19 protein-coding genes and 1 pseudogene are annotated in these 19397 nt (G+C 67.0%); 5 read left to right on the top strand and 15 right to left on the bottom strand.

Translation table 11 applies throughout. From position 1 onward, the window contains the following. Window positions 1–8 precede the first annotated feature (8 nt). The 9 genes from U9979_RS15160 to U9979_RS15120 form a co-directional block, all read right to left on the bottom strand. Complete coding sequence (locus U9979_RS15160; protein ID WP_322779888.1) at window positions 9–437, bottom strand: type II toxin-antitoxin system VapC family toxin; 429 nt, start codon at window positions 435–437, stop codon at window positions 9–11. After that, window positions 434–688 (bottom strand): type II toxin-antitoxin system prevent-host-death family antitoxin, encoded by a 255-nt coding sequence (locus tag U9979_RS15155; protein WP_322749869.1) that lies wholly within the window; start codon window positions 686–688, stop codon window positions 434–436. The genes U9979_RS15160 and U9979_RS15155 overlap by 4 nt, the downstream gene beginning before the upstream one ends. A gap of 285 nt (window positions 689–973) precedes the next feature. Continuing rightward, complete coding sequence (locus U9979_RS15150) at window positions 974–1372, bottom strand: PIN domain-containing protein (RefSeq protein WP_322753783.1); 399 nt, start codon at window positions 1370–1372, stop codon at window positions 974–976. After that, window positions 1354–1641, bottom strand: coding sequence for a hypothetical protein (locus tag U9979_RS15145; RefSeq protein WP_322770196.1), 288 nt, complete (start codon window positions 1639–1641; stop codon window positions 1354–1356). The genes U9979_RS15150 and U9979_RS15145 overlap by 19 nt, the downstream gene beginning before the upstream one ends. A gap of 190 nt (window positions 1642–1831) precedes the next feature. Further along, window positions 1832–2131 carry a helix-turn-helix transcriptional regulator gene (locus U9979_RS15140; protein WP_322779887.1) on the bottom strand — a complete coding sequence of 100 codons (300 nt, stop codon included), beginning with the start codon at window positions 2129–2131 and terminating at the stop codon, window positions 1832–1834. After that, window positions 2124–2483, bottom strand: coding sequence for a type II toxin-antitoxin system RelE/ParE family toxin (locus U9979_RS15135; protein ID WP_322779886.1), 360 nt, complete (start codon window positions 2481–2483; stop codon window positions 2124–2126). Before U9979_RS15135 ends, U9979_RS15140 begins: the two co-directional genes overlap by 8 nt. Before the next feature lie 103 nt (window positions 2484–2586). Next, window positions 2587–3831, bottom strand: coding sequence for an MFS transporter (locus U9979_RS15130; RefSeq protein WP_322779885.1), 1245 nt, complete (start codon window positions 3829–3831; stop codon window positions 2587–2589). A gap of 159 nt (window positions 3832–3990) precedes the next feature. Continuing rightward, window positions 3991–5544 (bottom strand): GMC family oxidoreductase, encoded by a 1554-nt coding sequence (locus tag U9979_RS15125; protein WP_322779884.1) that lies wholly within the window; start codon window positions 5542–5544, stop codon window positions 3991–3993. A gap of 168 nt (window positions 5545–5712) precedes the next feature. Beyond that, entirely contained in the window at window positions 5713–7266 is a 1554-nt protein-coding gene (locus U9979_RS15120; protein WP_322749881.1) for an MFS transporter, read from the bottom strand. Window positions 7267–7491: 225 nt separating this feature from the next. Between U9979_RS15120 and U9979_RS15115 the strand changes: the two genes are divergently transcribed. Further along, window positions 7492–8748: a cytochrome P450 gene (locus tag U9979_RS15115; RefSeq protein WP_322779883.1), complete on the top strand. Its 1257-nt coding sequence runs from the start codon at window positions 7492–7494 to the stop codon at window positions 8746–8748. A 41-nt stretch (window positions 8749–8789) separates the two neighbouring features. Beyond that, window positions 8790–10040: a cytochrome P450 gene (locus U9979_RS15110; protein WP_322779882.1), complete on the top strand. Its 1251-nt coding sequence runs from the start codon at window positions 8790–8792 to the stop codon at window positions 10038–10040. Between the two features lie 84 nt (window positions 10041–10124). On the opposite strand, the gene U9979_RS15105 is transcribed toward U9979_RS15110, so the two are convergent. Next, on the bottom strand, window positions 10125–10694 hold the full coding sequence (locus U9979_RS15105; protein ID WP_322779881.1) for a hypothetical protein: 570 nt from the start codon (window positions 10692–10694) through the stop codon (window positions 10125–10127). A 408-nt stretch (window positions 10695–11102) separates the two neighbouring features. Between U9979_RS15105 and U9979_RS15100 the strand changes: the two genes are divergently transcribed. Beyond that, window positions 11103–11654 carry a hypothetical protein gene (locus tag U9979_RS15100; RefSeq protein WP_322779880.1) on the top strand — a complete coding sequence of 184 codons (552 nt, stop codon included), beginning with the start codon at window positions 11103–11105 and terminating at the stop codon, window positions 11652–11654. Between the two features lie 651 nt (window positions 11655–12305). On the opposite strand, the gene U9979_RS15095 is transcribed toward U9979_RS15100, so the two are convergent. The 3 genes from U9979_RS15095 to U9979_RS15085 all read right to left on the bottom strand — a co-directional run bounded on the left by U9979_RS15095 (window position 12306) and on the right by U9979_RS15085 (window position 14506). After that, window positions 12306–12989: a M15 family metallopeptidase gene (locus U9979_RS15095; protein ID WP_322779889.1), complete on the bottom strand. Its 684-nt coding sequence runs from the start codon at window positions 12987–12989 to the stop codon at window positions 12306–12308. Next, on the bottom strand, window positions 12986–13732 hold the full coding sequence (locus U9979_RS25235) for a LacI family DNA-binding transcriptional regulator (RefSeq protein ID WP_416220227.1): 747 nt from the start codon (window positions 13730–13732) through the stop codon (window positions 12986–12988). Before U9979_RS25235 ends, U9979_RS15095 begins: the two co-directional genes overlap by 4 nt. Window positions 13733–13993: 261 nt before the next feature. Next, complete coding sequence (locus U9979_RS15085) at window positions 13994–14506, bottom strand: NUDIX hydrolase (protein ID WP_322779879.1); 513 nt, start codon at window positions 14504–14506, stop codon at window positions 13994–13996. Window positions 14507–14669: 163 nt separating this feature from the next. On the opposite strand from U9979_RS15085, the gene nagA reads away from it, so the two are divergent. Continuing rightward, on the top strand, window positions 14670–15833 hold the full coding sequence (nagA, locus tag U9979_RS15080) for an N-acetylglucosamine-6-phosphate deacetylase (protein ID WP_322779878.1): 1164 nt from the start codon (window positions 14670–14672) through the stop codon (window positions 15831–15833). A 37-nt stretch (window positions 15834–15870) separates the two neighbouring features. Here nagA and U9979_RS15075 read toward each other — a convergent pair whose 3' ends face one another. After that, window positions 15871–17250 (bottom strand): right-handed parallel beta-helix repeat-containing protein, encoded by a 1380-nt coding sequence (locus U9979_RS15075; RefSeq protein ID WP_322779877.1) that lies wholly within the window; start codon window positions 17248–17250, stop codon window positions 15871–15873. Between the two features lie 709 nt (window positions 17251–17959). On the opposite strand from U9979_RS15075, the gene U9979_RS15070 reads away from it, so the two are divergent. Continuing rightward, the gene (locus U9979_RS15070; RefSeq protein WP_322779876.1) at window positions 17960–18739 is read left to right on the top strand and encodes an AfsR/SARP family transcriptional regulator; all 780 of its coding nucleotides are present in this window, start codon (window positions 17960–17962) and stop codon (window positions 18737–18739) included. A gap of 156 nt (window positions 18740–18895) precedes the next feature. Here the strand turns inward: U9979_RS15070 and U9979_RS15065 are convergent. Then, a pseudogene (locus U9979_RS15065) lies at window positions 18896–19397 on the bottom strand (ATP-binding protein); the annotation flags it as partial.

Here is a 19397-nt window from a genome sequence, read left to right as displayed (position 1 = left end):
CGGCTGGGTCATGAACCGCTTGTGTCGACCGTTGCCATGCCGAGTTCACGGCAGGCTTGCAGGAGCATCCTGTTCCCGGCGGCGACGACCAGCTCCGGTGACGCCAGCTGTTCGGCTGCCGCGCAGTGGACCGCGTCGTACTCTCGCAGTCCCAGATCGTGAGCGAGGATCGCGGCCCTGCGAATGAGACGGTCGTCCACCGTAACCACGTCGAACGCGCTGAACAGCTGCTCCAGGGACGTCATCGCTTCGCTGTGCGTTGTGTCGTCAATCCGTCGCATCCGTTTGGCCTGGGCGAGGGCTGCGGCTGTCTCGACGTAGAGCAGCCGCGACGAGACGACATGATCGGATTTCTCCCAGAGTCGGCTGGCCTGAGGTGTGCCCGATTCGGAGATCAGCAGTGGTATGAACGCCGACGTGTCGAAGTAGCAGATCATCGTTGCTGGTCGTTGACCAGCTCGCTCACCGAACCTGTCGCGTGGACCGGGCTCGGCTGGCTACGCGTCCTGGTACGAGCAGGTTCGATCAGCCCCTCAGCGATGAGTTGTTCGAGAACTGTCGGCTGGTGCACGGGCACGATACGGGCGATCGGCCGTCCATGATCGGTGATGGTTATCGTGTGACCGGCTCGCACATCGGCAAGGTGATGGCTCAGGCCGTCCCGCAACTCCCGAATACCAACGTTCACGTGTGGCGCTCCGCTGGCTCCAGCCGCCTTGGCTCCGGTGGCTTTGGCTCCAGCGACACGGACTCAAGTGGTCATAATGACCATGGCTAGTGTAGCCACCAGCGGATCTGGGCGTCTACGGCGGAACCGAAACTTACACGCAGCCGAGTACCTGGGCGTTATCGTGACGAACATCGTAGTCAACGCTGTTGACGGCACTTCACCCTGATTTGATCTTGTGGAAGCGGCGATCCAATCGCCACGATCGCGCCAACACCCGCGTGGTGACGTGGCCCTCGCGGTTGGTCAGATGGTGAAGAGCCGGAGCTTGACACCGATGGAGTCGGCGAGGTGATTCAGATCATCGGGATCGCTGGTGACCACCGAGGCCTGGTACCGGACGGCGGTCGCGACGACGATCGCATCCACGACATCGGCGGTCCCGCCGGCGCCGCAGGCAACACCGGCGGCGCGACCGGTTGGCCCATCATCGGGGCGGATGTCGCAGCCCTTGAGGACGCGGGAGACCTGGTGCTGCGGGCCGCCGCGCCAGGCTTGGGCAAGGACCACCACCGGCACGATCGGGCGGATGCGAGCGGCGGTCAGTTCGTCGTGCAGGGCGAGGAAATCGGGATTGCGCCGTTCGGCGGCCAACAGGGCGCCGGTGTCGTAGACGATCGTGCGCACTACCCGGCTGCCCGCCATGGTTCGTCGTCGAGCAGCCCGGCCTCCATCAGGAACTCGCGGGCGCGTTGCCGGGACCCCTCGGGCAGCGTGCCGTGCTCGCTTTCGTACTCGGCCACCATCTCCCGCGCGGCTGCGCGGCCTGCCGCGTGCAGGGCGGCGATGTGAGCCTTCTCGACGGCAGCCTCGGCAAGCCACGTCGACACCGGCTTGCCCTCGTCGGCAGCCGCAGCTCTGATCGTCTCTTCGATCTCAGGCGGCACCGAGATCGACAGCTTCCGTACGGTCATGGCTATACCATAGCGCGCGGTAGGAACACCTTCCTACCGTTGTCACGACTCCATGGCGAAGGGAACCGTTGGTCGTGCCGGACGTGGGGCGCTGGAAAAGCGGTCCGCGTCGTAACCCCACAGCCCCAGATCATGGGCGAGAACCGCGGCAGGTTCAGGGAGCGCAGGGGCGGCGACGGCGTCCGGCGGGCTACGCGACGTGAGACCGGGGCGTAACCCGGACGACCAGGTCTGCGTCGAGAGCATCAGCGAGCCGGTCGAGAACAGGCAGGGTAGGCACCGTGCCGCCGGCCTCGAACCGCGCCACCGCTGACTGTGTCATGCCAGCCGCCCGCGCGAGCTCGGTCTGGCTCCAGCCTCGCTGCTGGCGCAACTGGCGGACACCACGGCCGAGTTCGAACGCCAGCCGGGTGGCCTGGTAAGCCTCCTGCGCGTCAGGCTCGTTCATCCGCCGGTCCCGCAGCTGCGCCCATTCGATCCGCTCAGTCACTGGCCCCGTCCTCCTCGTCTAGGGTGTGCTCCTCGGCCAGGCAGCGTGCTAGGGCTCGCCTGGCCCGGGCGACCTCTTCGACCTCCCGCATCCGGGTCTTGACGAACATCGTCAACAGCACCACCCGTCGCCCCGAGGCAAGCCAGTACGTGACCCGGACCGCCTGTCGGTCCACGTGGAACCGCAACTCCCGGAGCTTGCCGTCGAGTTGCCGTGTGTAGGGCTCACCCAACAACGGCCCCTGCTCAGCCAGTAGATCGATATAGAACGCCGCCGTAGCAAAGTGCACTGTGGGCAACTGCTCCAGCCAGTCCCGGACCTCCGGCTCCAACTCGACGGTACCCCAAGGCATAGCAGTGACGCTATAGCATGCCCGGCGGCGGTTCGTATGACGTCCGCTGCCGCGACGCCTTGCTCGGCGAGGGCACGGCCCACGGCCCACGGTCAGGTTTTGATCATTTGTATCGGAGGCGGGCGGCGATCGCGGGGTCGGGTCGCGGGTGGATGGCGGCCGGGCTCGGTCGCAGTCGCGCCACAGCGAACGACAGCAGTCCCATGGCGACGGCGACAGCGGCGGTGGCGCCAAACACGGTGGCCAGGCTGATGCCGTGTGCGTGCAGGGGACCGACACCGAAGGCGGCGATGCCGTAGCCGAGCTGGTAGCAGGCGATGACGGTACCCGACACGGTAGCCGGGATGGCGGTGAGTTCCTCCTGGCCGAAGCTGATCGTGAGTGGCAGCAGCGCCGAGCACCCGAGGCCGGCCAGCCCGAACGCGACCACACCCAGGGCCGGCGCGTCCGCCGGGAGCACAGAAATGATCACAAAGGCACCGGCGAGAACGAAGGGCAGCAGGTGGTATGCCCACCGGGCCGGGAACCAGCGTTGGATGGCCGCGAACGCCACCCGCCCACCGGTGACAGCGGCCCAGAACGCGGTGAGGGCGAGCGAGGCCACAGTGGTTGACGCACCCAGCTCACCGGTCATGTCCAGTTGAGCCCAGTTGCCGTTGACCGTTTCGCACAGACCGTAGACGACCGCGAACGCCGCGTAGACCCACAGCCGGGCGGGCAGGCCAGCCCCGGCCCGGGTGGCCCCGGCGCCTTCGGCGGCCTCGCGCGTCTGCGCCCGCAGGGGGAGGCGCAGGCTTATCACCAGAAGAATTGCGAGCAGGATGGCCGACATCAGCGGGAGGCCCCACCACAGGCCCAGGCCGACGAACACGGCGACGAACACCGGGGCGAGCATCGTGCCGAGACCGAGAAGGGCGTTGAGCGTGAGAATGGACGCGTCGACGGCCCGGGGGTGAAACGCGGCGGTGAACGTGTTCAGGGCGGGTACCGTGAGGCCGAATCCGGCGCCCAGACTCGCCGTCGCCAGCAGCAGCATTCCGTAGGCGACGGACTGTTCCGCGGTGAACAGCTGGCTGAGGACGAGTAGCGTCATGGATACCAGACCGGCGCACAGGCCGGCCAGATACACCCGCTTCGTGCCGAAACGCCGGCCCAGGCGCGCGCCCAGCAGCGCGGTGGTGACGGCCGTGACGACCTGCGGGAGGAACATGCTCCCGTACTGCGTGCTCGACAGGTCGTATCTGTCCGGGTCGGTGAAGATGGCGCTCGCGGCGGGGAAGGTCACCAGCACAATGCCCTGCGCGGCACCAGTCGCGTAGATGACGGTCGTTTCGGTCCTGCTGGCCATGTATCCTCGCCATCGCCATCGCCATCGCCATCGCCATCGCCATCGCCATCGCCATCGCCATCGCCATCGCCATCGCCATCGCCATCGCCATCGCCATCCGGTGTCCGGTGTCCGGTGTCCGGTGTCCGTCCGGTACCGGTTCTTGCCCGGTCGCCCGCGTTACTGCATCCGCTCACACAGGTGCTCGCCGACTCGGATGGCGTTGGCCATGGCGGTGAGTGCCGGATTCACCGCGCCGATGCTGGGAAAGAAGCTGGTGTCGACGACGTAGAGATTGTCGAGTTCATGGGCCTTGCAGTTCACGTCGAGCACCGACGTCGCGGGATCGGTGCCGAACCGGGCGCTGCCGGCCTGGTGCGCGACACCGGCTATCTCGATGTTCATGGACATGTAGAAGTTCTTCCGGAGCACGTGGTGCGCGGACATGCCGATGTGATTGAGAATTTTCTTCAGCTGGTGGTACAGGTGACCGGCCTCGTCGTTGTTGGTCGAGGTGTAGGCGAGGCGGACGTTGCCGTCGGGTGCCAGGGTGATCCGGTTTTCCGGGCGGGGGATGTCCTCGGTGCTCAGCCAGAAGTCGACGGCGTGCCTGGCCGTCTCTTCCAGGCTCCGTTTCGGGGCCAGCCTGGTGAGCGTGGGTTCTTCGCCGCGCATGGCCGCCGCGTTCGACTTGCCCACCATCTGGATGCTGCCGGCCGGCCACGGGTAGTCATCGCTGCCGAAGTAGAAATCGTTCAGTCCGAGGGTCTTCTGGAAGACCGTCTCATTGGGCTCGTCGGAGAGGGCGACCACGGCCTTGGAATTGTGGAACATGTAGTTTCGGCCGACCTGGTCCGAGCCGTTCGCGAGCCCGTGGGGGTGGGAGTCATCGGCCGAGGCGAGCAGGATTTTGGCGCTGTTAGCGGCGCCGGCGCAGAGGGCCACGATGCCGGCCTCGTAGACCTCGCGACCGCCGTTGCGGGACACGACGACACCGGTAACGGTGCGGCCGGTCGGGTCGGTCTCCAGCCTGATGACCTCGGCGTTGACCAGGAGCGTGACATGCGGTTGGTCCAGCAGCGGCCGCACCGCGATCACCTCCGCATCGGACTTGGCGTGCACCAGACACGGATACCCGTCGCACCACGCACAGCGGATACATGCGCTTTTCGCCCGGTCCGTCTCGTCGAGCAGGATTCCGCACGGCGCGTGGAAGGGCTGGTATCCACCGGTTTTCAGATCATCGAAGATCTGTTGCAGCCGTGGTTCATGGGAGACCGCCGGCCAGGGGTACTCTTTGCTCCAATGGCCTTCGGTGGGATCATCACCGTGGTTTCCATGAACCTGGTAGAGCCACTCCGCCCTCGTGTACCACGGTTCGAAGTCGTCGTAGGACAGCGGCCAGGACGGCGAAACGCCGTCAACATGATGCAGCTCACCGAAATCCCGCGGCCGCAGTCGGTAGAGCGCCGCCCCGTACAGCTTGGTGGCACCCCCCACGAAATAGTGGACCTGCGGCTGAAACGCCTTGCCGTCGGCGTCGTACCAGGTTTCGGCGGAAATATACCGGCCGTCGACGAACACCTCCTCGGGATCCCAGTTCGCCGTCTCCCGCGGCAGATAGTCGCCCCGTTCCAGCAGCAGAATCTTTTTGCCTGAGAGGGCGAGTGTGTGCGCGAGCGTCCCGCCGCCCGCGCCGGTCCCGACGATGATGACGTCATAGCGTTCGGGCACCGCTCATTCTCCTTTATAGTGGATCGATTTATGTTGCGGGCCGCCGAGCGGTTGGATGAAGACAGGCGGCGCTGTGCGGTACAACGCTAGGCGGTTTCGCCGCCGTCGTACTCACCCGATCGGGATGACGTTCACGGCCCGTCGTCGTTCACTGCCCGTCGTGGCTCATCACCCTGCGGCTGGCTCGGCTGGCCCGTCCGTCCCGGCTGCGGTGTAGCGCAGCGCGGGCGCCCGGGATTCGTCCGGGCCGCACAACGGCGCCGCCTCCAGGGGGCAGCGGTGGATGTCGACGGCGGGCCGCCGCGCGGGGGCCGGCCGGCGGATCGTGAGGAAGGCGAGCAGGCCCCCGGTCACGCACATCCCCGCTGTGATCCACATGGCGGTGTGGAAACCGGCTGCCAGCTCGTCGGGGTTGGCGTAGGCGCTCGCGGAGATGCCCGCGACGACGGGCAGAGCGGCCACCGCGACGAGGCCGGCCACCCGGGAGACGTCGTTGTTGACCGCGGAGGCCACCCCCGCGTGTGTGTCGCTGGCGGCGGCGAGGACGGTGGACGTCAGCGGCGCCACCGTCAGCGACAGCCCCAGCCCGAACACGGTCATCGCCGGCAGCACGGTACCGAGGTAGGTGCTCCCGGTGTCGACACGGGTGAGCAACGCCAGGCCGGTACCGGCGACGATGGGGCCGACGGTCATGGGCAGGCGGGGCCCGATGCGCTGGGCGAGGCGGCCGGCCCGGGCCGACAGGGTCAGCATCAGGATCGTGACCGGCAGCAGGGCGGCTCCTGCCGCTATGGGCGAGAACCCGGCGACCTTCTGCAGGACGACCGGAAGCAGGAAGATCGAGCCCCCCAGCGCGCCGTAGACGACGAACGTCACCAGGTTGGCGGCGCTGAACTGGCGGGAGGAGAAGATCTCCAGCGGCAGCATCGGATGGGGGCTGCGTGCCTCCACCACGACCATCGCCACCAGCGCCGCGGCTCCGCCGATACCGGTGACGAGCACGGCCGGGGATCCCCAGCCCAGCGTGCTGCCCTCGGTGAGCGCGTAGATCACGCCGGCCAGGCCCAGCGCTGCCAGGAGCGCCCCGGGCAGGTCGAGGCCGGCGGCCGGAGCGGGATTACGGGTTTCGGGCACATGGCGCACCGACACCCAGACCACGACGGCGGCGAGCGGAAGGTTGATCAGGAAGATCAGCCGCCAGGAGACGGCCTGGACCAGCCAGCCCCCGAGAAACGGGCCGATGGCGATGGCAACGCCACCCAGACCCGACCAGGCACCGATCGCCGCCGAACGGTCGTCGGGATGGAAGCTCGCTTCAATGATCGCCAGACTGCCGGGGGTCAGCAGAGCGCCACCGAACCCCTGGAGTGCCCGGGCCGCGATCAGCAGGCTGGCCGTCGGGGCGACCGCACACAGCAGCGAGGCGGCGGCGAACCACAGCACACCGATGAGGAACACCCGGCGCCGGCCGTAGCTGTCACCGAGCGAGCCGCCCAGCAGGAGAAAGCCGGCAAGGGTGAGGGTATAGGCGTTAACCGTCCATTGCAGCCCTGCCAGGCCGGTGTCGAGGTCCGCGCCGATCCGGGGGAGGGCGATGTTGACGACGGTGGCGTCGAGCGCGGCGATGCTCGACCCGAGCACCGTGGCGAGCAGCACCCAGCGTCCGGCCGGCGAAGCGTAACGAAGGTTGATATCCGTGGCCCCATCCTCCACCAACGTCATGAACGCGACCACCGGACGGCGGTTGTTTGAACGGGTGGCGGCTGTTTGAACAACCGCGTTGACACATCCAATCAGCCGATAGAACCCGACCGGCGAATCTTGACGTCCGACGTCGGTGGGATCCAGCATGACGCGTGTCCTTCGCGGGTGCCACCTGCGCACGCCCGGTCGATTGGCTACACCGCTGGCTACACCGCCGGTTCTCCTCACCGAACGGAGTTGCACGTGGACCTCGCCGGCACTCGGCACATCACCGCTGCCGCGGTCGAAGAAACCACCAGCGTTCAGCACGCTGTCATCGACGCTTTCACGCCCGCATGGCGGCACGACCCGTACCGCAGTTATGACGTTCTGCGCGCTGCCGGTCCGTTTGTCCCGGGGCTGCTCGGCCCACACCTTGTACCGGGCTACGCCGAATGCGACGCCATCTTGCAGAATCCGGCCTGGAGCCACGCCGAGGAGTCCGAGCTGCTCCACCCGGACAGCGACGTGGAGCTGCCCGGATCCTTCCTCTGGATGGAGCCCCCGGACCACACGCGGCTGCGGGGGCTGGTGAGCAAGGCGTTCACCCCCCGCAGGATCGAGGGGATGCGCGGGCACGCGGAGCGGGTCGTGGCCGATCTGCTCGACAAGGCGTTGGCCGCCGGCGAGGTGGACCTTGTCGAGGCGTTCGCCTACCCGCTGCCGTTGACCATGGTGTGCGAGCTTCTCGGCGTGCCCGAAAGCGAGCACGCGGCCATCCGGCGGATGTCGGCCGGGATCGCCCGTGGTCTCGATCCCGACGTCCTGATGTCCACCGACGAGCTCGCGAACCGGACGGCCGCCGTCGGCGAGTTCCTGGACTTCTTCGGTGCTCTGGTGGCGGAGCGCCGGGCCCGGCCCCGTCAGGATCTCATCAGCGCGCTGGCCCAGGTTGAGGCCGAAGACGACCGGCTCACGGCTGCGGAGATGCTCGGCACGCTGCTCGTGCTGGTCGTCGCCGGGCACGAGACCACGGTCAACCTGATCAGTAACGGGATCCTCGCGCTCATCCGCCATCCCGACCAGTTCGAGCTTCTGCGCCAGCAGCCGGACCTCGCGTTGCCGGCGGTGGACGAGATGCTGCGCTATGACGCTCCCGCGCAGCTGACAACCCGTACGGCCCGCCAGGAGATCACCGTCTCCGGACGCACGTTCGCCTCTGGGGACAGTCTCATCCTGATCCTCGGGTCGGCCAACCGTGACCCGCAGGCGTTCACCGACCCCGATCGCCTGGATCTGACCCGATATGCCCAACGGGGACGGGTGAACCGCCACCTGGCCTTCGGCCTCGGACTGCACTACTGCATCGGAGCATCCCTGGTGCGCCTGGAGGTGGAAGTCGCGCTGCGCGCCATCGCCGCGCGGGTGTCTGCGTTCACGTTGTTGGCTGATCCACCTCGGTACCGCCCGAACCTCGTGGTCCGCGGCATGTCGGAACTTCCCGTGCGCCTGAGCGCCTGAATCCGGCTCGAACGGCTTGCCTGAACGACAAGGAGCAGGGAATGACCACGGTGAGTCCCAGTCACGTCGAGTTCGACGGGTTCGATCCTGTCAACCGGGCCGACCCGTACCCGAGCTATCAGCGGGTCCGCGAGGCGGCCGGGCTGTCCCCGCTCTTCCTTCACGACGTCCCGGTCGCGTTGGTCAGCCGGTACGACGACTGTGCGGCGATCCTGGGAAGCCAGGACTGGGGCCACGGCCACGAGGACGGGCTGAGCCCTTTCTGGGACCAGGCTGCATCCCTGCCCGGCTCCTTCATCCGGATGGACCCTCCCGATCACCGGCGGCTGCGCAGGCTGGTCAACAAGGCCTTCAGCGCCCGCATGGTCGCAAGTCTCGCGCCGATGATCGACGAGCTGGTGGGCCGGCTGGTCGATGCCGCGCTCGAGGCCGGCGAGATCGACGTCATCCGGGACCTGTCCGCACCGCTGGCCGTCACCATGGTCGGTGGTCGGCTGCTGGGCGTCCCCGAACAGGACCGGCCGGCGCTGCGGAACTGGGAGCTGGCGATCGCCCGTGGCACCGACCCGGACGACCTGTTGTCGGCCCACGACGTCGCAGACCGGAGCAAAGCCGGCCAGGAGGTCGTCGCCTACCTGCACGCCCTGATCGGGCAGCGGCGGGCGCACCCCACCGACGACCTGCTGAGCATGCTCGTCGGGGTGGAGGAACAGGGCGAGGTCCTCACCGCGGCCGAGGTGCTGGGCATCTGCGTGCTCCTGCTGGTCGCGGGCATGGAGACGAGCATCAACCTCATCGGTAACGGAATGATCGCTCTGCTGCGCAATCCCGACCAGCTGGCTCTGCTGCGCGAACGACCGGAGCTCACCCCTGCGGCCGTCGAGGAGATGCTTCGCTACGACACGCCCACCCAGTTCACGATGCGGGTCGCGCTCACCGAGACGACCGTGGCCGGGCACACCTTCGCCCGCGGTGACGGCGTGATCGTCCTGATGGCCTCCGCCGGCCGGGACCCGGCCGTCTTCACCGATCCCGACCGTTTCGACATCACCCGGTACGCGGCTGCCCCGGCCCCTCGCCGCCATCTGGGCTTCAGCCTCGGTCTGCACTACTGCCTGGGAGCGCCGCTGGCCCGGATGGAGGCGGAAACCGCGATCCGCACGCTCATCGCGCGGGCCCCCGGCCTGTCCCTGGCCACCGACACCCTCACCTATCTGCCCAGCCTCATCCACCGAGGGGTGGTCTCGCTCCCGCTCGACCTTTCCGCGGGGTCTGCCCGGCAAACGGTGTAACAGCCAGGGTTTTTCGATCTTTGCGTGAGCTCAGGACCGGGTGACCGTGCCCGAAAAGATCATTTGGCGTTCCGGTCGCATCGCTCAGGCGGTGCGGGTGAGGAAGTCCCGAACCGCCAGGCTGTTGTGGTGGCGGGCGAGTTTGCGGCGGATGTCGGCGACTGTGGCGGTGGAGCGGTCGGAGTCCACACCGTGGAGCCGGTCGACTGCGGCTGTGGCGTCGGCGCAGGCGGCGTCGAGGTCACCGAGGGCGAGGTGAGCATCCGCGGATCGGGCGAGGAAGATCGCGTGGTCGCGGGGGCTGAGGGTGCCATCGTAGGCGGTGACCGCGTCGTGAAAGTGGTCGATGGCACGGTGGGGTTCGGCGAGGTCGAGCGCGCAGGACGCGGCGAGCATGTGGATTTCGCCGGGAGTCACCCAGTATGTCCATGGTGGGTCGTCGTCGTGGGGGCCACAGTCGATGGCGTGCTGGGCGGCGAGCAGCGCACGGGCACTGCCCGGTCCGTCGGCGGCTTTCGCCAAGGCGCGGGCGAGGCGTGCGTGGAGAGCGGCTTGGAGCCGTGGGGTGGCGTCGTGGTGGACGCTGTCGATGGCGACCTGGACCAGGGATGCGGCTTGGCGGGGATCGCCTTTGGTGTAGGTCTGGATCGCCATGAAGGCCAGTGTGTTGGCGCCGACGGTGGGCGCGTCGGCGGTGGCCGAGGCACGCAGGGCCGTGAGGTAGTAGCGCTGGGCGGCGGCATGGTGGCCTGCGTCGAAGGCAAGCCAGCCGCAACGCCAGGCCCGTACCAGCCCCTACCAGCTACCCTGCGATCACCTCGTCACGGCCGCGCTCGACCGGCTCCTGCGAGGGTTTGTCGCCGATGACATTCCCGACGTCCAGATGGCCGCGTGGCCCTGAGCTGGTGCGGGATGGCGCATCGTCTCGCACCAGGCGCCGATTCCCCATCGCATCAGCTGAGTCGTCAATCCGACACGCCCCGAGCCGCCGACATGCTGTGGTAGACGAGAATGGTTAGCCGTGAAACCGCATGCGGTCCATCAGCCCATAGGAGAAACATTATGGTTATCTGGCTGAACGGAACGTTTGGAGTAGGAAAATCGAGCGTCACCGACGAACTACTCGCGATGATTCCCAATGCGCTGCTGTTTGATCCCGAAGAAGTCGGGTTCCTACTCCGACGGATACTCCCGAACCCGACCGGGGATTTCCAGGACCTGCCACCCTGGCGACGCCTCACCATCACCACCATCGCCGAGATCCACACTTACACCCGGCAAACTCTGCTGGTGCCGATGACGCTCCTCAACCAGGCCTACGCCGAGGAGATATTCGCCGGCCTCGAAGGCTGTGGAATTGAGACCGTCCACGTACTTCTCCATGCTGCTGACGCCGCGCTACGGACCCGGATCAACAAGCACATCATGTTTCCGGACGACCCGGCCCGGGACACGGAAGTACGACGATGGCGCCTCGACCACATCGACGCATACGAAAAAGCGTTCGGTTGGCTGACCACCCAGGCCTACGTCATCGACACGACTTCCCTGACTCCGCGGCACGTTGCCGAGCGCGTGGCCAAATCGAGTCTGATGCGTCGCCCAGTCGTATAGCTGACTGTGAGGTTGCCGTAGTCATCACCAATGACTCGGACCTGGCCGAACCCATCCGTCTTGCTCGTGACGAGCTTGGCATCACGGTCGGTGTCGTGAACCCGCACCAGACGACCAAGCGCAGCCGGGAGATCGAAGCGACCTTCTTCCGCCAGCTTCGAAGCAATGTCGTTGCAGCATGCCAGTTCCCTGATGAGCTTGTCCACGCTGAGGGACGTACGATCCACAAGCCCCAGACCTGGTGAAGGGGGCCGACATGCAGAGACCCCGCCCAGGGCGGGGTCTCGCGCCTACTCGGCGAATCGAGTAGGGGGATATGTTCTGATGTTACCATGTACGGGGCGAGGAACTGGTCGTACTCGTCGGGGGCGTACAGCCGCCAGGCGGTGAGTTCGTCGGCCTGTAGGTACAGATTGTGTTCGGCGTCGTGGGCCGTGAGCGTTCCGCCGTGTGGACCTTCCAGTCCAGCCCCGGCGTGACTGTCACAGACCGCTATCGCCGGGTCGCAATCGACACCCTCCGTGCGGGCACTGAATGTTTACCCGGCGTTGTTCCGAGTAGCCCAATCTAGAGATGAATGATGTTGCTGTCAGAGTGGGGCGCACGTCGCGAGGTGCGCAGGGGCTGGTGCAGGACGGCTTGGCGCGGGATTCAGATCCCATCTGGATGTGTTGGTCCATAGATGGCCTGATCAGCCCCCGAAACCAGCGCCCAGTACCGGTCCCCGAAGGACCAGTGCCACCACTCAGTCGGATAGTTCACCATTCCGACTCCGGTCAGGGCACCGCGGAGTATTGCTCTGTTCTCCCGAGCGCTGGCGCTGAGGCCGGATGCCTCCATGTAGCAGGCACCAGCGCTCTCCTCAGGCGTTGCGCCCTCCTCGCACCCCATGTCCAGTTCGACCATGTTCGAGTCGCACAGGGTCAGGTCGACAGCCGCTCCGCAGGTGTGCGGGGCTAGGCCCACGGGTGCCACGTACCGGGTGGCCATGATGTCGGCCTCCGTCAGTTCCATTCCCGGATAGGACTGGAGCAGTCCGTCTCGATACGACTCGTAGATCTCGTGCTGGAGAGAGATCGGCCGGAAGGCTTCGACCACCAGCAAGTGGATGCCTTTCGGCAAGGACTTCTCCGCCTCGTCCAAGCGGTCACGTACCGCCGAACGGACCAGGGTGAACATTCCCTGCGGGTCGCCGCGCCTGGTGTCGACGGACAAAACTCCACGAAGGTCAACCAGTGGATCTTCTCCGTCGTGGACAGGGATGGCGGCGACTGCAGGATCGGCGATCAGAGTGATGTCCGCGTCGTGGCGCGGAACCCGGGTGTTAAGATTCACATTTCGGCCACTTCGGTCAGTTGGACTCGGAAGGTCTCGATCACGGAGTTGGCGACTTCGTCGCTGACCGCACTCGGGCAGTAGGAGAGGACTGCAGTATCGTGGTTGTCCGAGTAACCAGTTCCTGGCACCCAGACCTCGAGCATCGTGTCGTTGGCCAACTGCGGATAGTCCTGTCGAAGGAAACGGGTCTTCGCATTTGGGATGTCCACATGGGGGGCGGGAATACACGTCGAGAACGAGCGCCAGGTACAGCCAGCCCTCCCACGTCGGCACATAGGTGATGTCCGCGGTGCACACGCGGTCGGGCGCGGGGGCGGTGAAGTCGCGTCCGGCCAGGTCAGGAGCCGACCGGGGACGGCGCCCCGTCGTGTGACGGCTGACGACAACAACAGGGACGTTAAGCGCTTGCAAAACCTCGATCTCCCTCGGGGCCAGCGGTAAGCACAGCACCAGTACCGCATCGACCCGCTTACGCAGCGGCACCGCATCGAAGAACCGCGCTCTGCCCGCGTCATCCCCGAGGTTGTAGAGCAGCAGATCCAGACCACCCGCCCGCAACACCGCCTCGGCGCCGCTGGACGCCTGCGGTGAGGCCACATACAGCAGCTGGGCTGTGCGCCCGCCTCCACGACCCAGGCCCGCGTGCTCTCGGCGACGTTGGGCAGCCCCCGCAGAGCCCGCGACACCGTCGCCGTGGAAACGCCCGCCCGCGCGGCCGCATCCTCGATGCTGCCACTCATCCCGGGGTCCTCCTCCGTCCGCCGACGCGCCTGTCGGAACCCAATCGCCCGACCTACTCACGTGTGACCCGGATCATGATCGTCAAGAACGGTACGCTGAATCCGCCACGTCTGCAAGCGCTTGCAGGCCGCCGATATGAGGGGTTTCATAGAAAAGATCCATCGTGGGCAAACCCACAAGCCTGTGGGGTGCCAGAAGATTCCGGTGGTGACAGGCGGTGAGGGGGCCGTAAGTGCAAGTTGACAGACCCCCGGCAGGGTTCAGTCGGTCGGGGCCTGCGGTGGCCGTCCGTGCTGGAGGTACACCGTCTGACCGGTGTGCAGGGCGTGCATGCAGGCGCGGATGCGCCGGGCCATGTACGGGGCGAGGAACTGGTCGTACTCGTCGGGGGCGCACAGCCGCCAGGCGGTGAGTTCGTCGGCCTGTAGGTCCAGATGGTGTTCGGCGTCGTGGGCCGTGAGCGTCCCGCCGTCGAAGATGAAGTTGACCAGCGCCGGTCGTCCGTCGTCCTGCGGCGGTACCCAGTCGACGGCCACCAGCCGGCCGGGGCGGACATCCAGGCCGAGTTCTTCCTTGATTTCCCGCCGTGCGGTGTCCCACGGGTACTCGCCCGGGTCCATGTGGCCGCCGGGGAGGACCCAGGTGTCGGTGCGGTAGGAGGGTTGGACGAGCAGGACCCGGCCGTCGGGATCGTGGAAGAGGCCTGCGGCCCCCGCGATCGAGTGCGGCAGTGTCGCGTAGAACTCGGCCGGTGGCAGTCGTCCGCTGGTCATGTTCCATGACCTTAACGGCCCCCGTTATCCTCCCCGCCGTCGTCCCTACCGCAGTCTTCCCTACCGTGGATGCGACCGGACGTCCTTGACCGGGGCCCGGGCAGCCAGCGAGCCGGCGGTTGGTGGCGGGGGTGTGGCCGGTGTGACTCGCGGGAGGATGCCCATGTGTGTACCACAGTGTGTACTGGCCGGAGCCAGGGTGGTGACTCCCGAAGGTGTCCTGGATCCAGGGTGGATCGAAGTTCGCCGTGGCCGCATCGCCGCGGTCGGTACCGGCGTGCCCGCGAGGGCGGCCGGGCAGTCCGTCACCGATCTCGACGGCGCCTGGCTGTTGCCGGGATTCATCGATCTGCATGTGCACGGCGGCGGCGGTCACGACGTCGCCACCTCAGCGGCGGCGATGGCCGCGGCGGTCGCGTTCCACCGCGCGCACGGCACCACCGGCACGCTCGTGTCGCTGGTCACCGCGCCCGTCGAGGACCTCGCCGAGCAGCTGGCATGGGTGGCCGACCTGGTCGAGCGGGGTCCGTGCGCCGACGGTCACGTGCTCGGGGCGCATCTGGAGGGGCCGTTCCTCGCGCCCGCGCGCTGTGGCGCGCAGGCCCCTGAGCATCTGCTTGACCCGGACCGGGCGGTGTTCGCCCGGCTGGTCCGCGCGGCCCGGGGAACGCTGCGCGTCATCACGGTCGCACCGGAACTGCCCGGCGCCGCTGAGATCATCGCCGATGCCGTGGACGGCGGCATCGTGGCCGCGATCGGGCACACCGACGCCACCTACGACCAGGCCGTCGCCGCGTTCGCAGCCGGCGCGACCCTGACCACCCACCTGTTCAACGCCATGCCGCCGCTGCACCATCGAGCGCCGGGCCCGGTCGGGGCCGCTCTCGGCGCCGGCGCCGACGCCGACGTCGCCTGCGAGCTGATCAACGACGGTGTGCACGTACACCCGTCCATCACCCGGATGGTCGCGCGCGATCGGCATCGGCTCGTTCTGGTCACCGATGCCATCGATGCGGCCGGCGCCGGTGACGGTGACTACATCCTCGGCGGCCAGGCCGTGCGGGTGCGCGACGGCCAGGCGCGGTTGGCGCGTTCGGGCGTGCTTGCCGGCAGCACACTCACGATGGACGACGCCCTGCGCCGGGCGGTCCTCGACGCCGGCATCCCGATCGAGGTCGCAGCTGCCGCGGCGGCGACGAACCCGGCCCGCGTGCTCGGCCTGTCCGCCACGTGCGGAGCGATCGCCGTGGGCCTGGCCGCCGACCTCGTCGTCCTCGACGTCGATCTTCACCTTGTCCGGGTCATGGCCGGCGGTGTGTGGTCGTGACCCGGACCCGCCACTGTTGTGGCGAACACGTCATGGATTATGAATTGACGCAGGTCACGTCCTTGGACACGAAACCGGTACCTCCGATCACCTTGTTGGATGTGCAGTTGACCTTGTTGTTCGACGTCCGCGGATTCTGAACCCAGAAGCCGACACCGGACGCTCCGCCGAGGTCGGCGACATTGTCGGTGAAGACGTTTCCTTCGCCGGAGCCCACCGCCACACCGTCGGTGTTGATCGTGTGGGTCTGGAAGCCGTCCTGGAGCGCCGACGGCCCGCTCACCGTGCCCTTGTTACCGATGATCATATAATTGTTGCCCTTCACGTCTATCCAGGAGTCCGCCCAGCTCCCCGACATACCGACCGCGTCGAAGGAGTTGTTCTGGATCACGCCTCCGGTCGTACCTTCCTTGATGTCGATGTTCTCGGCGCCGGTGTGACGGATGGTGTTCCCGATCACCTGGTTGTAGTTCGAGGTGTCCGGCTTGCCACCTGTGTAGCGGCCCCAGTTGGAGACAGCCGACCCCAGGTAGACGCCCTCGCCGAAGCTGGCGGTCTTCACTCCGGTGTTCTCCACCAGGCAGTTGGTTACCACGTCATAGCTGGAAAACGCCCGCAGATGGATGCCTTCCTGCCCGATGTCGTGCACGTACAGACCGTCGATCGTCACGTGGCTGGAACCGTCGAGGACCACGCCCTTGGTCGCCTCTGTCACGGTGAACCCCTGGAGCTTCCAGTAGCCCGCTCCCAGCAGGTTCAGGGCGTAGCCACCGCCGGCGCCACCGCCGTCGAGCACAGCATTGCGAGAGCCTCGCAGTGTGATAGGTGCGGCTTCGGTACCCGAGACCCGGATGTTGAACCGTCCCGGGCTCGTCGGCGTACCGCTGGGCTTGCTCTTGGCGTTGATGTCCTTGGCGTCCTTGCCCGAGTAGCGACCGTCGGCCATGGTGATCGTCATCCCTGGCCGGGCGGTGTTGAGCGCGTTTATCAGGCTTGCGACGTCGGCCACCTTCACCTCCGTGCCCGGGGCGACCGGATCCAGCGCGGGAGCGGGTGCCACCGGCGGCGGTGGGGATCCGTCCTGCTGATCCGGGTCCGGGGACGCCGAAAGCGCGGCCTGCACGCCGGCTGTCGTCCCGCCCAGCTGGAAGTTCGCCCGGAACCGGTGGGTTCTCCGGGTCTTGTCCCCATCAGGTTCATACGTATCCGCGATCAGCGAATGCTTGCCGTCGGCCAGGCCGGTCACCTTCACGATGCCGGGATTCACCGTGGTGAGGGGCTTGCTGTCAAGCGTGAAGCGGATGTCTGCTCCGTCATCCGCACCCGCGATCCCCGCGTAGAACGTTGAACCGGCGGGAAAGGTCTGATTGTCGAGGCTCTTCACCACTGTCGACAGGTCACCGGAACTCGATGACACCAACTGCGGGTCCCCGCTGGGAGCAGCTTGTGGCTCTCCGGCGGGCGCTCGACAGGCTGCTACTGAAAGTAGTGAAAACACTACGAAAAGCAATGATGCGGATCGAGTCGTCCGCTGAGCCAAGCTCTTACCCTTGAAATCCGCGAACATACGGGTCCTTCACATCTCGATGTGCTGAGGCAGGGCGAGTATAGGCGATCCAGACGACGGTCGATCACAGCGGTCGATCACGGGGCCTGATGAGATACCTCTTTAATCCATTTCATTTGAACAGCGTGTAACGATTGGGGGGTCGTCCGGAAGAGGCGTTCAACAATGGCTTCAAAACTGTCACACATGAGACGCCGGATGCATCGGGCCTGCCTGCGGCACGGTCGGTGAAGTCGATTACGCGCTGTTGCGTTCACTCGGAGTAATTTCGGTTACTTATGGCGATGGTCTCGCGAATCGTGTCCGCTCGCCCGAGGCGGAGCAGGTGTCGGGCAGCGGGCTCGCCTGCCCGACCCGCTGACAGAACGCCCTGTTCACAAGCCCTTTTTTCCGGGTTCTGCCGCCCCGCGGACGGGATGTGTCGGGGAATTCCCCTGGTTCCCGGTCGCTTCGGCCGGGCGTGCCGACTCGGCCGAACCTAGGGATTTCCCGGAAGCGCAGCGGTGCCCTTGTGTGGTCTCGTCAGCGGGATACGACCGAGACCGGGGGCAGAGCGCTCATGACATCCGTTTCAGCAGACGATCCCGGGATTCCCACGACCGGTGTCCGCATCGGGTTGCTCGACGGGTTCCGGTTGTGCGTGAACCAGCGCAGCGCACCGGTCCCGCTGGCCGCCCAGCGCCTGGTCGCGCTGCTCGCGCTGTGGGACAGGGAAGTCGCCCGTTGCGAGGTGTCGGGAACGCTGTGGCCCGAGGCCAACCAGGCGCAGGCCAACGGCTGCCTGCGCACGGCATTGTGGCGGCTGCGACGCGCCGAGCGGACACTCGTCATCGCGACGCCGACCCATCTCGGCCTGTGTCCCGCGGTACGGACGGACACCGATGAGACGATCGCCTATGCGCGGCGGCTACTGGAACCGGCCGACCGGTGCGACGGACACCCGCTGCGCCCGCAGCCGCTGCTCGGGGTGCTGCTGCCGGGCTGGTATGACGACTGGGTCGTGTTCGAGCGGGAACGGCTCCGCCAACTCACCCTGCATGCGCTGGAGTCCCTCGCCGACCGGCTGTTGGACGCCGGCCGGTTCGGCACGGCGGCGGATGCCGCCTACGGGGCGATCAGCGCCGATCCGCTGCGGGAGAGCGCACACCGGACGCTCATCCGCGTCCATCTCGCCGAAGGGAACGCGCACGAGGCGCTGCGCACCTACCGTTCCTACGTCGATCTGCTCCAGCGTGAACTCGGCATCGGGCCGTCGATGCAGCTGACATCGCTGATCAGGCCGGTGCTGCCGCGGGAGCTGAAGGGTATCCGGGTGCCCAGCAAGCGGCAGGCCGGGTGACGGGCAGCTGACGCACGGCCGATGTGATGCACCACTTGGATCAGGGAAGTCACTATGTCGATTGGGCGCTGGGCGGCTTCTGGGGAAGGGTGCAGCAAGAAGCGGGGTTGCGGGAATGATCGACGCCGTTGGTCGTGCGCTCCGCAACGCTACTGCTCAGGCGCGCAGGAGGGTGACCGGGCGGCCGGACGGGCTGCTCGCCTGCTCAAACCGGGTGCGGGCGGCGATAGGCCCGACCTCGGGCCGGCGGTCGAACACCACCAGCACACCGCGGTCGAGGCCGAGCCGGTCAAGGTAGCCATCCAGCTGGGTCAGCCCCCGGGCCAGCGGGTCGGGTTCGCCGGCCCGCCACACCTTCAACTCGATCGCCTCCCGTTGCACGGCCCGTTTCCCGTCCGGGTTCTGGTAAGGCCAGCGGACGAACAGGTCGATGCGTCCGCGGCCGACGCCGTATTCCCGCTCGACGCTGTATCCCGGAACTTCGCAGCCTCCGTTGACGACGCGTTGCAGGAAAGCCATGAACACCAGCTGGGGGGCGACCTCGTGGTAGACGATTCCGCGGGTCAGCACGTCGGAGTGCTCACGCCAGAAGTCGGCGAACTCGGCGAGCAGCAGGTCGAAGTCCAGCCGGCCGTCGGCGCGGACGAAGGCCCGCGGG

Source organism: Protofrankia sp. Cas4 (genome assembly GCF_963555915.1).
Lineage (GTDB): Bacteria > Actinomycetota > Actinomycetes > Frankiales > Frankiaceae > Protofrankia.
The sequence above is the reverse complement of the archived record's forward strand: the minus strand, read 5'-3'. Positions and strand labels throughout refer to the sequence as shown.